Origin of the sequence: Agitococcus lubricus, from assembly GCF_003051055.1 — a bacterium.
GTDB classification, from domain to species: Bacteria; Pseudomonadota; Gammaproteobacteria; order Pseudomonadales; family Moraxellaceae; genus Agitococcus; species Agitococcus lubricus.
The window spans coordinates 18775-33770 of sequence record NZ_QAON01000018.1 but is presented as its reverse complement, the minus strand read 5'-3'; the positions used below and the strand labels follow the sequence as shown (position 1 = coordinate 33770).

Annotated in this window: 12 protein-coding genes; 7 read left to right on the top strand and 5 right to left on the bottom strand. The window is 44.5% G+C overall.

Annotated elements, in window-relative coordinates; genetic code table 11:
- From paeA to C8N29_RS14260, 3 genes are all read right to left on the bottom strand, one after another.
- Nucleotides 1-1293: a polyamine export protein PaeA gene (gene paeA / locus C8N29_RS14270; RefSeq protein WP_107866749.1), complete on the bottom strand. Its 1293-nt coding sequence runs from the start codon at nt 1291-1293 to the stop codon at nt 1-3.
- Nucleotides 1294-1421: 128 nt separating this feature from the next.
- Complete coding sequence (gene glyA / locus C8N29_RS14265; RefSeq protein WP_107866748.1) at nt 1422-2675, bottom strand: serine hydroxymethyltransferase; 1254 nt, start codon at nt 2673-2675, stop codon at nt 1422-1424.
- Between the two features lie 242 nt (nt 2676-2917).
- On the bottom strand, nt 2918-3439 hold the full coding sequence (locus C8N29_RS14260; RefSeq protein ID WP_107866747.1) for a C40 family peptidase: 522 nt from the start codon (nt 3437-3439) through the stop codon (nt 2918-2920).
- A 277-nt stretch (nt 3440-3716) separates the two neighbouring features.
- Here C8N29_RS14260 and C8N29_RS14255 point away from each other — a divergent pair, with 277 nt between their 5' ends.
- The 3 genes from C8N29_RS14255 to C8N29_RS14245 all read left to right on the top strand — a co-directional run bounded on the left by C8N29_RS14255 (nt 3717) and on the right by C8N29_RS14245 (nt 7358).
- On the top strand, nt 3717-4568 hold the full coding sequence (locus tag C8N29_RS14255; protein ID WP_107866746.1) for a metal-dependent hydrolase: 852 nt from the start codon (nt 3717-3719) through the stop codon (nt 4566-4568).
- Between the two features lie 145 nt (nt 4569-4713).
- Nucleotides 4714-6375: an energy-dependent translational throttle protein EttA gene (gene ettA / locus C8N29_RS14250; RefSeq protein ID WP_107866745.1), complete on the top strand. Its 1662-nt coding sequence runs from the start codon at nt 4714-4716 to the stop codon at nt 6373-6375.
- 185 nt (nt 6376-6560) lie between these two features.
- The gene (locus C8N29_RS14245; RefSeq protein ID WP_107866744.1) at nt 6561-7358 is read left to right on the top strand and encodes a crotonase/enoyl-CoA hydratase family protein; all 798 of its coding nucleotides are present in this window, start codon (nt 6561-6563) and stop codon (nt 7356-7358) included.
- 35 nt (nt 7359-7393) lie between these two features.
- On the opposite strand, the gene C8N29_RS14240 is transcribed toward C8N29_RS14245, so the two are convergent.
- Complete coding sequence (locus tag C8N29_RS14240; protein ID WP_107866743.1) at nt 7394-7813, bottom strand: BLUF domain-containing protein; 420 nt, start codon at nt 7811-7813, stop codon at nt 7394-7396.
- Nucleotides 7814-8024: 211 nt separating this feature from the next.
- Entirely contained in the window at nt 8025-9422 is a 1398-nt protein-coding gene (locus C8N29_RS14235) for a WS/DGAT/MGAT family O-acyltransferase (protein WP_107866742.1), read from the bottom strand.
- A 229-nt stretch (nt 9423-9651) separates the two neighbouring features.
- Here C8N29_RS14235 and C8N29_RS14230 point away from each other — a divergent pair, with 229 nt between their 5' ends.
- The 4 genes from C8N29_RS14230 to C8N29_RS14215 all read left to right on the top strand — a co-directional run bounded on the left by C8N29_RS14230 (nt 9652) and on the right by C8N29_RS14215 (nt 14995).
- Nucleotides 9652-10335, top strand: coding sequence for a TetR/AcrR family transcriptional regulator (locus C8N29_RS14230; protein WP_107866741.1), 684 nt, complete (start codon nt 9652-9654; stop codon nt 10333-10335).
- Nucleotides 10325-11407 (top strand): efflux RND transporter periplasmic adaptor subunit, encoded by a 1083-nt coding sequence (locus tag C8N29_RS14225; protein ID WP_107866740.1) that lies wholly within the window; start codon nt 10325-10327, stop codon nt 11405-11407. Before C8N29_RS14230 ends, C8N29_RS14225 begins: the two co-directional genes overlap by 11 nt.
- Before the next feature lie 12 nt (nt 11408-11419).
- Complete coding sequence (locus tag C8N29_RS14220) at nt 11420-14512, top strand: efflux RND transporter permease subunit (protein ID WP_107866739.1); 3093 nt, start codon at nt 11420-11422, stop codon at nt 14510-14512.
- Nucleotides 14513-14671: 159 nt separating this feature from the next.
- The gene (locus tag C8N29_RS14215) at nt 14672-14995 is read left to right on the top strand and encodes an ArsR/SmtB family transcription factor (RefSeq protein ID WP_107866738.1); all 324 of its coding nucleotides are present in this window, start codon (nt 14672-14674) and stop codon (nt 14993-14995) included.
- Nucleotide 14996: the final 1 nt, after the last annotated feature.

The following is a 14996-nucleotide window of genomic DNA, read 5'->3' as shown; positions in this document are numbered from 1 at the left end:
TTAGCTCGACAGTTTAGAAACTAAGAGTTGGTCGATACGGTAATTATCAATATCAACCACTTCAAACTTGTAGCCCGCAAACTCTACCCAGTCGGTACGTTTGGGAATACGTTTGAGTTGATACATCATAAAGCCTGCAATGGTTTCATAGTTGGCCTCATGAGGGAATTGGTCTATCGCTAAGGCGCGACGTACATCTTCTATGGGCGTGACGCCATCAACTAACCACGAACAATCGTCTCGTTTGACAATTTGCTCCTCAATAAAGGGACTGACCAAATCGCCCATCAACGTTTTCATCACATCATTCAAGGTCACAATGCCAACAACCAGTGCATACTCATTCAAAATAAAGGCTAAGTCTTGATTGGTGACCTTAAAACGCTCTAATAACTCTGACAGGGTTAAGGTATCAGGAATGGCCAAGACATTTTTGACTTGTAGCTCTCTGTGTAGTGAAATCGGTTGATGATTCAACGTACGTTTAAGAATATCTTTGGACTCTACATAACCAATCACTTGGTCAATTAAATCATCACACACCAAAAAACGACTATGTGGAAATTCGGTAATTTTGGCTTTGAGCGTGTCTTCATCGTCTTGTAAACGCAAATAAATAATATTTTCACGGGGCGTCATGGCAAAGGTGACGGTACGGGTATCGAGCTCAAAGACATTTTCAATCAGATGTTGCTCTTGCCGATGTAAAGCCCCCGATGCTGCGCCTGCATCGACAATGGCGGACACATCATCAAACGTAATTGCGTCTTCGCGTGTGGTTTGAATATTGAGCAACTTAAATAAGGCACTCGCAATACCGTCATACATCACAACTATGGGTTTTAATAAGGCCAAACACACCAAAATTGGCCGAACAATCCACATCGCCACTTGCTCAGGATAGGTCATGGCCAGACGTTTGGGCATTAAATCGGCGAATAGAATAAATAAGGAGGTCACACTGACAAAGGAAATGATAAAACTGATTTGGTCTAAGCCAGCGCGCTGACCAAAAATATGGCTGAGCGCCGATTCAATATACGGCGAAATGGCTTGCTCACCCAAAATCCCCCCCATAATCGCAATCGCATTTAAGGCGACTTGAATCACGGTAAAAAAATTACCAGGTTGATTTTGTAAGTTCAGTACCTGTTGTGCACGGGCATTGCCCGTCTCCACTAATTGTTGCAAGCGAATTTTACGTGCTGAGGCGAGTGCTATTTCGGCACAGGAAAAAAAAGCACTGGCGGCGATAAGGCCAATAATAATCAGTAAATGTTGAAAAAAAGTCATAACGTGTGAATCATGCGCTTAGCAAGCGGTGTGCTTACTATACGCTTCGCCTTGTAAATAGGCAAAAAAGCGCGTGTGATGAAAAAGGCGACCGAAGTCGCCTTTTTAGCAGTGTACTGTGTCAGAACTTAGCCGTTGTACACAGGGAACTGTTGGCAAATGGTGTGAACTTGTTTGGCCACACGCGCAATCACCGCTTCGTCTGTGGCGTTGTCTAAAATATCACACATCCAGTTAGCTAAAGCAGCCACTTCGGCTTCACCAAAACCACGCGTAGTCACAGCAGGTGTACCCACACGAATACCCGAGGTCACAAACGGTGAACGTGGGTCGTTTGGCACAGCGTTTTTGTTAACAGTAATGCCAGCTTTGCCTAAAGCCGCATCAGCCTCTTTACCTGTCAACTCTTTACCTACTAAGGATACTAAAAATAAGTGATTGTCTGTGCCGTTAGACACCACGTCATAACCCCGCTCAATAAAGATTGCGGCCATGGTTTGGGCATTTTTAACCACTTGTTTTTGGTAATCAACAAATGAAGGTTGCATCGCTTCTAAGAAACACACCGCTTTCGCAGCAATCACGTGCATTAACGGGCCACCTTGATTACCTGGAAACACCGCAGAGTTTAATTTCTTTTCGATTTCTTCGTTTTTACGCGCCAAAATCAAACCAGAACGTGGACCACGTAAGGTTTTGTGGGTTGTTGTGGTCGTTACGTCAGCAATTTGCACTGGGTTTGGATAAACACCCGCAGCAACCAAACCAGCAACGTGTGCCATATCGACCATTAAATACGCACCCACTTTATCGGCGATGTCACGGAAACGCTGCCAATCCATAATACGAGAATACGCAGAGAAACCTGCAATAATCATTTTTGGCTTATGTTCTAAGGCTAAACGTTCGACTTCATCATAATCAACTTCGCCAGTTTCTGGATTTAAACCATACTGAACCGCGTTATAGGACTTACCAGAGAAGTTCACTTTTGCACCGTGGGTTAAGTGACCACCATGTGCCAAGCTCATACCCAATACGGTGTCACCCGCATTTAATAAAGCTAAAAATACGGCACCATTAGCTTGAGAGCCTGAGTGTGGTTGTACGTTAGCATAGTCAGCACCAAACAATTTTTTGGCACGTTCAATGGCTAAACTTTCAACAATATCAACATACTCACAACCGCCATAATAACGCTTACTAGGATAACCTTCGGCGTATTTGTTGGTTAATTTAGACCCTTGAGCGGCCATGACTAAGGGTGAGCAGTAGTTTTCGGAAGCAATTAACTCGATGTGCGCTTCTTGGCGTGCATCTTCTTGGCTAATCGCTTGGGCTAAATCGGGGTCAAATTGGGCAAGATTGATATTGCTAAACATCACGGAGTCTCAAGACGTTAAGGAGAGAGTGTTATGACAGGCTGTAAACGGTTCAGTCGTTAAATACCTTAAGTTTACAGGCCAGTCTTAAAAACAGGCATCTATTTTAACATGGTTATTGCTCGAGCATAATGATTTTCTATCATCTTTGGCATGAACAGGATTTGAACAGCCCTCTACGGTGGCACAAAATATCCGAAACTCGACAATAATGCCTTTTTTATAACTAGGGTCTGTTATCCTTACTCTCCTAAATCTAACACCCGCCTCGCCCCCACAAAAGCTTTTTGCCAATAAGATTGGTCTAAACGGTCTAAACGAATGACATTGCCTGTCGATGGTGAATGAATAAATCGCCCTTCGCCGACATAAATCCCCACATGATTGACTTGCTCACTATTATTAGTTTGAAAAAATAATAAATCGCCAACCACTAAACTGTCGTTATCCACAGGACGGCTGTACTGATACATTTCGCGAGAGGTGCGTGGTAGTTTTTTGATACCCGACTGGTCTAACACATATTGTACCAAACCACTGCAATCAAAACCTGTATCAGGATTACTCCCACCAAAGGAATAGGGTTTACCGACAAAACTAATCGCAGCCATCGCCGCTTCTTGTAACTTGGCAATGGGTTTAAGTGCCACAGGGGTGGGGTCTTTAGGCGCAAGTTGCGCGATAAAGTCGCCCAAATCATCGGCAGAGGCGCTCTGTATTGTCAAAATAGCCGCTATCAAGCCCGCAATCCCAGTATGAATCATAAAGTCTAAGTCGTTGGTTTATTTGATGTGTGGATATTACTATCTGCCGCTTGGTGATAGTCTTCTGCTCAACATAAGCGATACAAAATTCGGCCTGAGCTTCTGGTTTTTATTGGCTATCACGTTCCTTACTTTTCACTTGTTGTACGACTGTACAAACTCTATATTGCCCTCTACAATCAAATGATACGGAGATCATAACCACGCCTTGATCGAAGCGAATATCTCCTAGTGCTGCTTTGGTCATTCTCACAAAAACAACTCGCGAGACCTTATTATGCACTATCCCATTCCCAATCCTTTGTTGCCTACTCGCCGTGATGTTCGCTTTAACTTACCTGCCGACCAAATTACAAACTGGCATTATACAGGTGGCTCTATTTTTACGGCGTTCTTGAATACCTTTTCGATTGTTTTACCTGTCGGTGAGCGTTTTTTTATTGACAGCGTTCGTGCCTACCGCGACCAAATTACTGACCCCGAACTGAAAAAAGCGATTACCGCGTTTATTGGCCAAGAAGCCATGCACGGTCGTGAGCATGAAGAGTACAATGCGGCGCTGTTTAGCCAAGTGCCTATAGCGCCTAAATTTGAAAAATTGGTATCGGGTATTTTGAAAGGACTCACTAAACATGCGCCTAAACCCTTTTGTTTAAGTGCCACCATCGCGCTTGAACATTTTACAGCCCTTCTAGGCGATAGCGTATTGCGTGAGCCGCTCATTTCTGAAGGAGCAGAACCGCACTATGCCGCCTTATGGCGTTGGCATGCACTGGAAGAAACCGAGCATAAAGGCGTGGCTTTTGATGTGTGGGATAAAGTCATGGGACGAGGAGTTAAAGCCTATGGTTTACGTGCTCTTGGACTAGTATTAGCGACCGTTATTTTTTGGGGCTTAGTGATTCCTGTGTTTGTTCAGGTATTACGTACCGAAGGAAAACTCACTGACTGGGATGGCTGGCGTAAATTTTATCGTTTTACGATGGGTGATATTGGCTTGTTACGTATTCAACTCGCTAACTATATGGATTATTTCCGTCCAAACTTTCACCCTTGGGACCATGATAATCGTCAATATTTAGCACAAATTGATGACTTTTTAGCTGCACAACAAAAGTTAGCGGCCTAAATAGTCTGCAATAGCGTCTTCATGTTACTGTGAAGACGCGAGTACATATCACACAAGCCCTTCTTCTTTTTCATCATAGTTCATATTGTTTAAAGTAAACTACGCTATAATCGCCGCCATCTTAGACTCCTATGATTATGACATTATGGCGCAATATATTTACACCATGAATCGCGTTTCGAAGATTGTTCCTCCGAAACGTGAAATTCTCAAAGATATATCCCTCTCCTTTTTTCCTGGTGCCAAAATTGGCGTACTTGGCTTAAACGGTGCGGGTAAATCCACACTCTTACGCATTATGGCAGGCGTAGACAAAGAGTTTCAGGGCGAAGCACGCGCCCAAGCAGGTATTAAAGTCGGTTATTTGGCGCAAGAACCACAACTCGACCCGACCAAAGATGTACGCGGCAATGTGGAAGACGGGGTACGCGAAGCAGTTGATGCTTTACGCCGTTTAGATGAAGTCTTTGCAGAATACGCCATGGAAGATGCCGATTTTGATAAACTTGCGGCTGAACAAGAAAAACTAGAAGGCATTATTCAAGCATGGGATGCCCACAATTTAGATAATCAACTCGAACAAGCCGCCGATGCCTTACGCTTGCCTGCATGGGATGCCGACGTTACCAAACTGTCAGGGGGTGAACGTCGCCGTGTAGCCTTGTGTCGTTTGTTATTGTCTAAACCTGATATGTTGTTATTAGACGAACCCACCAACCATTTAGATGCCGAATCTGTGGCGTGGTTAGAACGCTTCTTAAAAGAGTTTAGTGGTACGATTGTGGCAATTACCCACGACCGCTACTTTTTAGACAATGTGGCAGAATGGATTTTAGAACTTGACCGTGGCCATGGTATTCCTTACCAAGGTAACTACTCTTCTTGGTTAGAACAAAAAGAAGCCCGCTTAGAGAGCGAACAGCGTCAAGAAGAAGCCCACTATAAAGCCTTAAAACGCGAATCGGAATGGGTACAACAAAACCCCAAAGCTCGCCAAGCCAAAAGCAAAGCACGTTTGAGTGCTTATGAAGAATTAGCCAGCAAAGAATTCCAAAAACGTAACGAAACCCAAGAATTGTACATTCCACCAGGCCCCCGTTTAGGCGACCAAGTGGTAGAAGTACGTAATATCAGTAAAGCCTTTGGCGACCGTTTATTATATGAAAACTTGAGCTTTACTGTACCTAAAGGCGCGATTGTGGGTATCGTTGGCCCCAACGGTGCGGGTAAAACCACCTTATTCAACATGATTACAGGCAAAGACAAACCCACCACTGGCGAAGTCGTGGTAGGTGAAAGTGCCAGCATTGCCTACATTGGCCAAATTCGTGACACCTTAGATAACAGCAAAACCGTTTGGGAAGAAGTCTCTGGCGGTTTAGATATTCTTAAAGTCGGCGATTTTGAAATGCCCTCACGCGCCTACATTGGCCGTTTTAACTTTAAGGGTTCTGACCAACAAAAACGCGTCGGCGAGTTATCGGGTGGTGAGCGCAACCGTTTGCAATTAGCCAAAATTTTGCAACAAGGTGCCAACGTCATTTTACTCGACGAACCGTCTAACGATTTGGATATCGAGACCTTACGTGCCTTGGAAGATGCGATTCTCACCTTCCCTGGTGTGGTGATGGTGGTTTCCCACGACCGTTGGTTCTTAGACCGTATTGCTACACATATCTTAGCCTTTGAAGGGGATGAAGTAGAATGGTATGAAGGCAACTATACCGACTTTGAGGCTTACCGCCGCAAAAAGTTAGGTAATCATGCTGCCCCTACCCGTTTGAAATATAAGAAGATTGGTGGGTAAAATTCCCCTTCGACTCCGCTCAGGGCGCGTTATGTTGGCTGAGCGGTGGTTACTGAGCGAAGCCGAAGTGAGTCGAAGCCGAGATGTGTAGCCTGTATGCAGCGTAGCGAAATATGGGCAAAGTTGGATTAAACCGCCATTTTCTCCCGTGTTAGTATACGGGCTACAGCAATGAGGAACGCAAAATGTCTAATCTCGTCCAATTAATTAATCATCCGAATAACATCATCGAAGTACGTCTTAATCGCCCTGATAAACGTAATGCCATGAGTTTTGCGCTCTTACGAGAATTACTCAAAATTGGCGAAGAACTCAAAGAACAACGGGATATTCGTGCCGTATTGCTGACGGGCGAGGGGTCGTCATTTAGTGCAGGTATCGACTTAACTGATTTACAAAGCCCCAAAAATGCCGTGACCGCACTTTGGGAATTGTCTAGACCAGGCCCGAATCTATTTCAACGCGTGTTTTTGGTTTGGCGTGATTTGCCTGTGCCTGTGATTGCTGCTATTCATGGTCATTGTTTTGGCGCGGGCATGCAATTGGTCTTAGGCGCTGACTTTAGAATTGCCACGCCCGATGCACAGCTAGCCATTATGGAAGCCCGTTGGGGCTTAGTCCCAGATATGGCAATTACTGCCACCTTACGCGGTTTAATTGGCTTAGATGTGGCCAAAGAATTGACGATGACTGCGCGTATTATCAGTGGCACACAAGCTAAAAGCATCGGCTTAATTAGCCACGTTGCCGAAGAGCCACTCAATAAAGCGCTTGAGTTAGCAGCAGAAATTGCGACACGCTCGCCTGATGCCGTCTTAGCCGCCAAACGTGTACTCAATGCCATGGTTTCCTTACCTGAATCCGATGGTCTTGCCCTAGAAAAGCGCTGGCAACGCCGTTTACTATTGGGGAAAAACTTCAAGATTGCGGGCAAACGCGCCAAAACACCCGAGATTGATTATGTACAGCGCGAGTTTGATTAAACTCGCGTGGCACTCTCTCCCTTAAGGGGAGGGAGTTATAACACCGCATTTAAGCGTGATAACTCGAATAAAAATTGATATGCCGACTCTGGTGTCATCGTGTAAGGGTTGAACTCACGCTCACGCGAGTATTTTAGTACCATCGCGCCACTGATATTGATAGCAGGAATACGCCCCATATACCAATCATCAAATTCACGATGTAGTATTTCTTGATACATTAAAATAACGGGACGGACATGGCGCTTATCCATCGCAATTTTCTGATATAGATGATTCACTTCATCTCGTCCACCCTCTAAACATTGTAGATAGTAAAAATTACTGTCGCATAATACGCCTGTAATATCATGTTTGCGGTTATTGACCGTTGATATTTCAATAATATCTTGGGCATCTTGCTCGCTAATGGGCGAGGCAAATTGACTGGCATAGACTAAGCGAATGAGTGGCATACCGTGAATACTCTAATTCTAGCTAACAACTTTTTCAGTGTAGCCATAATAATGAGCACTGTGGATTAGACAAATCTTAGTCTTGTAGAGATAAAAAGATAAATTTATGCGTCTCGCGCAGAAAATAGATCTTTTGCCGACGATTTACCGACTGAGCTACGCAACATTGACAGAGTGAGGCCGTAGGCATCACTCCGTTTGTAATCACATGCTACGCTGTGATAGCACAGACCCGCTCCAACTCCTCCAATGCATCACGACTATAGACAGCTAAACGCTGAAGATGCGGCACAGTATCTCGACAACCAATAAAACCAAAATTTAGCGTATCCACATAAGTCACAACGGTAATATTGAGGCCATAACCCAAAAATGGAATCGAGACAGGATAATAAGAATCCAAACGATAACCTCTAAAATACAAGGCTTTATCAGGGCCGGGTACATTAGATATCGCTAAATTAAAAGCTGGACGCACGCGCCCTGCCGCACCGGGAATTTGTGACAACAACATGGGTGCCATTAACATACTACTAAACTGCATAATCGCTGATTTAGACATGCCTTGCAGTTGTTCCTTGGCTTTCGTCGTTGAATGGATAATCATTTGTATACGTGTTAACGGGTCGGCAATATCGGTTGCCAACGAGGCCAAAATTGCCCCAACTGCATTACCGCCACCAGGGTCATCTTTAGGTCGAATGTTGACAGGCAACATGACGGTTAATGGCTCTTGGGGTAAATTGGCTTGTTCCTGCAAAAAGCGACGTAACGCACCTGCACAAATGGCTAACACCACATCATTAAGTGTACCATGTGCTGCTTTGGCAACCGCCTTTAAGCGCTCGGTGGCAAATTGTTGGGTAGCAAAACGACGATTGCGACTAATTTTTTGGTTTAACGGCGATTTGGGTGCTTGCATGGGCACAACCAGTTCGCGTTTATCTTGGCGCGCGGCTTTAATCACTTCCGCTAATGCACGGCCTGCGCCACGTGTCGCATCTAATTGTGATTGCACACCTTGCCACAAATGTTCGAGGGTCGGGGCTTGCTCGTCATGTTGTTTAGGCGCTCGTGGGATGGGTGGTAAGACAAAAAATAACGGCGTATCTCGCTCATCAGGATTGGTAGAAAAACTGCGTGATAAAATCTTGATGCCTGTATAACCATCAATTAAGGCATGATGTACCTTAAAATAAATGGCAAAACGCCCATCTTCTAAACCCTCAATAAAATGCACCTCCCACGGTGGACGATGAAAATCAATATTATGACTATGTAACCGTGAAACTAAAATGCCTAATTCGCGCTCATCACCGGGTGAGGGCAACGCCGAACGGCGAATATGATATTCGACATCAAATTGTTTATCTTCAACCCATGCTTGTAGAGGATGTGCCAAAAACTCAGGATGGCGTAATTTAAGATTCCACGGGCTATAGACTTTAGTTTGATTACGTACTTCGTCCATGAGCCTTCTTAAAAAATCGGGCTGCTCATCCGCAGGGGGACTAAAGGTCATTAGGCCACCGACATGCATCATTGATTCACGGGTTTCACCTGCCAAAAACGACCAATCTAAACTATTTAAACGTTTTCCAACGGCCATATGATTATCCTTATGTCATCAATCAGAAAAATAGTGCGTTTTTTAACATACGGCACTTTTCCTATCACAAAAAATCAAGGAAAAAGAGACTAAGCCTTAACTGTAGCGATATTTTTTGCCAACCACAGTGTATTTTGTAAAAAAATTTGTTAATCTTGACGCTGTAAAGCTGACAAAGCCCAAAACTTGTGCTATTTAATTGGTCAATCGACCAATTAAATAGTTTACTATGAACTTTTGTCCTCGTAGCCGTGGAAGACCACGCTGTCAACAAGCGGCTTTATCACGCGAACAAATTATTGAACGTGCCTTTGTTGCCTTTGCCGAACAAACTTACGAACAGGTGTCTTTACGCGCCCTCGCCAAAGAGTGTGGTATTAGCGATAGCTTGTTACATCATCACTTTGGTTCTAAACAGCAACTGTGGCAAGAAGCGGCAGACAACTATATTGCCCCGTTAATGGCTACCTTAACGACTAACTTAGAAACCTTAGCCGCTAACGACCGTCCTGCACAAGCCTTGCGGCAAAACTTACCGCAATCCTTAAAAAATATGGTCAGCAACACGGCCGCCTTAGCCTTTATTTTTCGAGAAGGCGACCAAAACAATGAGCGTTCTGACTATTTACGCCAACGTTATATGCGTCCCTATCTTAATCGTTTAGATGCCTTATTTAATCAAGCGGTGTTAGATGGCGATTTTCGCCCAATTCCTCCTGCCGCTCGTCATGTGTTGATTATGGGCTTTTTGCGCTCAATGGTCATTCCTGCCCATTTACAAGACGAACTTGCCCCGCATTTAAGCAGTCCAGAGCAAACCCATGCTTTGATAGACCATATTGCCCTGTTGTTATTACATGGTTTTAGCCAATCCTCGCCACCGCTTTTAGGAGCGACCACTCATGTTCAATAAAAATCTCTATCTATTGTCTTTAGTCATTACCAGTAGCCTACTGCTTAGCGCATGTGAAAAACCACCTGTGGCTGCCGACAAGCCTCGTTTAGTCAAATTGATGAGCGTACAAACCAGCGACAGCCAACAAAGCCTTGATTTAGCAGGCGAAATTAAAGCACGGGTTGAATCGCCTTTAGGCTTTAGAGTCAGTGGCAAAATTGTCCGCCGTTTGGTAGAAACAGGCCAAACCGTGAAAAAAGGCCAAGCCTTAGCCGAACTTGACCCGCGTGATTACGAACTCGCCAAAACCGCGAGTACTTCACAATTAACGGCGGCTAAATCGGATTTAGCTTTAGCTGAAGCCGAATACAAACGTTTTCAAGAGTTACAAACCAAACAGTTTGTCTCGGAGTTAGATTTAGACCGCAAACGGGTGGCGGTGTCTGCTGCCGCCGCACGCTTAAAAAGTTTAGAAAGTAATGTGTCTTTAGATAATAACCGCATTGCTGATACCATTTTACGTGCTGACAGTGAGGGTGTGGTCAGCCAAGTACAAGCCGATGTGGGCATGGTGGTCAGTGCAGGTCAGCCGATTGTCACCGTTGCCCAACAAGGTGCACGCGAAATTGTGGTCGAGTTTCCCGAAGACCGCCGTACCATTGCTGCACAATATCCCCAAGCGCAAGTGTCGTTATGGGCGCAACCACAAGCCAAGTATCCTGCCCAATTACGCGAGTTATCAGCGGTAGCCGACCCTGTGACTCGTACTTTCCGCGCACGCTATAGCATTCAAGCACCTAGCAATGCCTTGGCTTTAGGCCAATCGGCAACCTTACACCTTAACTTACAAGGTCAACGTGGTCTGATTAAATTGCCCACCAGTGCTTTAGTCGGCAAAGGTCAACAAACGACGGTATTTGTGTTTAATCCACAAAGCCAAAAACTGCAAAGCCAAGCGGTACAAGTGGCAGGAGTGGATGGTAATGAAGTGATTGTGGCTGGTCTACAACAAGGTCAACAGGTGGTCGTGGCTGGCGTGCATGTGGTTCATGAAGGACAAGTTGTACGTCCCTTATTGGCTAAACAATAAGGGGGGTAAACCATGAGTAATTCATCAGCCGAACGTTTTAATCTATCGCGGATTGCCATTCAAAATCCTGCCATTACCACTTATTTGCTCATTGTTTTGATGTTGGCGGGGATTGCCTCGTTTTTTCAATTAGGTCAAGACGAAGACCCACCGTTTACCTTTAGAGCGATGGTGGTGCGTGCTTTTTGGCCAGGTGCAACCGCACTGCAAGTGTCTGAACAACTCACCGATAAATTGGAAGAAATTCTCCAAGAAGCCCCTCATGTCGATAAAATTCGTAGTTACTCCAAAGCAGGCGAAACCACGATTTTTATTGAAGTCAAGGAGTCCGTTACTGCCAAAGAAATTCAACATATTTGGTACACCATTCGTAAAAAAATCAACGACAAACGCCACACCTTACCCCAAGGCGTACAAGGCCCCTTCTTTAATGATGAATTTGGTGATGTGTATGGCGTGATTTACGCGCTGTCTGCGGATGGTTTTTCGTATGCCGAACTAAAAAAATACGCCGACCAAGTGCGTAATGAATTATTAAGAGTGCCGAATGTTGCCAAAGTTGAGCAATATGGCGTGCAAGAAGAACGTGTCTTTGTTGAAGTCTCGCAAAAGAAACTCGCAAGAATGGGTATTGATATGCACCAAGTTATCAACGCCCTTAACCAACAAAATGCGGTAGAATATGCAGGCACCTTACGCACACCTTTAGACGATATTCAAATCCGTTTAACTGGCCAATTTACCGCCGTTGATGACCTAAAAAAACTCCCTTTACGCTTTAATAATCGCAGTTTTTTATTAGGTGACATCGCCACCATTCAACGTGGTTATCAAGACCCTGCTGCCCCCAAAATGCGTTTAAATGGCCATGAAGTCATTGGTTTAGGCATTTCCATGACCAAAGGCGGGGACATCATCACCTTGGGTAAAGACTTACAACATGCCAGTCAAAAGCTACGCGAATCCTTACCCGCAGGCATCGAGCTACAACAAGTACAAGACCAACCTAGCTCCGTTAATCGTTCGGTGCAAGAATTTGTTAAAACCTTAGCCGAAGCCTTAATTATTGTTTTAGTAGTTAGCTTTTTGGCATTAGGCTTACACACCAAACCGTTAAGAGTCGATATGCGGCCGGGTTTAGTGGTCGGTTTATCGATTCCTTTGGTATTAGCGATTACCTTTTTAATCATGGACAGATGGGGCATTGATTTACACAAAATCTCGCTCGGCTCGCTGATTATTGCCCTTGGCTTGTTGGTTGATGATGCGATTATTATTGTCGAGATGATGGTGCGTAAACTCGAAGAAGGTTATGACCGTTTAAGCGCGAGTATTTATGCCTATCAAACCACCGCCATGCCCATGTTAACAGGTACATTAATTACTGCCGCAGGCTTTTTACCGATTGGTTTAGCCAATTCTGCGGTAGGTGAATACACCTTTGCCATTTTTGCGGTAACGACGACAGCCTTAATTGTCTCGTGGTTTGTGTCGGTGTATTTTGTGCCGTTTTTGGGCTATCGTTTATTAAAAACCCATCATGCAGGTTCAGCCGAACATCACGAAGTCTTTGACTCGCCTTTTTATAATGCGGTACGTAATACCGTGGCATGGTGTGTCAATCACCGTTGGATTACTTTGATTGCGACACTTGCGGCATTGGGTGCAGGCATTATGGGCATGAAATTGGTTGAAAAGCAGTTTTTCCCCGACTCCAACCGCCCCGAAATGGTGATTGATTTATGGTTGCCCGAAGGTTCTTCGTTAACCAATACCGAAAGTATCGTCAAACGAGTTGAACAGCGTTTATTAGCCATTCCCGAAGCGGGTTCGGTGACGTCGTTTGTTGGTCAAGGCGCACCTCGTTTTTACTTATCCTTAGACCAAATCTTTCCACAAAATAACGTCGCCCAATTGGTGATTATGCCGCCCTCTTTAGCAGCGCGGGAAAAAATTCGTCATCAATTACCTGTCATCTTACAAGAGGAATTTCCAGAGATTCGTGGCCGTGCGCGCTTATTACCCAATGGCCCACCTGTGCCCTATCCTGTGATGTTTAGAGTGATTGGTGATAATCCTGATAAGTTACGTGCTATTGCCGATGAAGTTAAAACCATTGTCCGTGCAGACTCTGCGATGCGTGGTGTTAACGATAACTGGTCGGAAGAAGTCAAATCTTTACACTTAGATATTGACCAACAACGGGCGCGTGCCTTGGCTGTGACCAGTTCTGATATTGCCACCGCTAGCGAAACCATTTTATCCGGACAAAGCATTGGTATTTATCGTGAAGAAAACGACCAAATCCCGATTATTTTGCGTCAACCTAAAGAAGAACGTGACAGCATGACGGCCTTAACAGGTACTTATTTGCCCACAGGTAGCGGCCAGTCTATTCCTTTAGCACAAATTGCGCGTCCTAATTTGCAGTGGGAATATGGCGTAGTATGGCGGCAAAATCGTCAATTTTCGATTACCGTACAAGGAGATGTGGCTGATGGCATTCAACCTGCCACCGTTGCCTTACGCATCAATGACAAACTGGAAGGCTTACGCAGCAAGTTAGATGTTGGTTATCAAATTGAAATTGCAGGCACAGTCGCTGAATCACAAAAAGGTACATCGTCCATTCAAGCCAATGTGCCGTTGATGTTATTTATTATCTTTACCTTATTGATGTTGCAATTACGCAGTTTTCCACGCGCATTATTAGTGTTTTTAACTGGACCTTTAGGGGTAATTGGTGCGGCATTAATGATGTTAGCACTCAACCGTCCCATGGGTTTTGTCGCGACTTTAGGAATTATTGCTCTTAACGGTATGATTATTCGTAACTCGGTGATTTTGATTGACCAAATTGAGCAAGATATTGCCAATGGTGTCGATAGATGGCAAGCCGTGGTTGAAGCGGCGGTACGTCGTTTTAGACCCATTATTTTAACGGCTGCTGCTGCGGTATTAGCGATGATTCCGTTAATGCACAGCACCTTCTGGGGGCCAATGGCTGTAGCAATTATGGGCGGGTTGATTGTAGCAACGGCATTAACCTTGCTCAGTTTACCCGCAATGTATGCCATTTTCTTTAAAGTGAAAAAGGTCGCTTAACCAACTAAAAGGATGAGTCGTAAAGGCTCATCCTTTTTTGAGTGTGTTTTCATCTTAATCCACATCGCTTAATGATCTTTTTGCCATATCTGCCATCAACATTTCCATATTTCTAGAAATATGATAATATTTGCCAAGATTTTGGCATTGGCAAACTCCATGGAAAACAAATCAGCCGTTCAGTTGCTTGCGGCACTCGCTCAAGACTCTCGATTAACAATCTTTCGCTTATTAGTACAGCAAGGCGCAACAGGTTTGCCTGTCAGTAAAATCAGCGAGGCTTTAGGCGGTATGGCTGGCGCGACCTTATCCTTTCATCTTAAAGAACTCAGTCATGCAGGTCTTATCGAAGCACAACAACAAGGCCGCTTTATTTTTTATAAAGCCAATCTATCGCAAATGAAAAACTTAATGGATTTTTTAACCGATAACTGCTGCCAAGGTCAGCCTTGTGCATTAACACCGCCACCAAATTGTTGCTAAT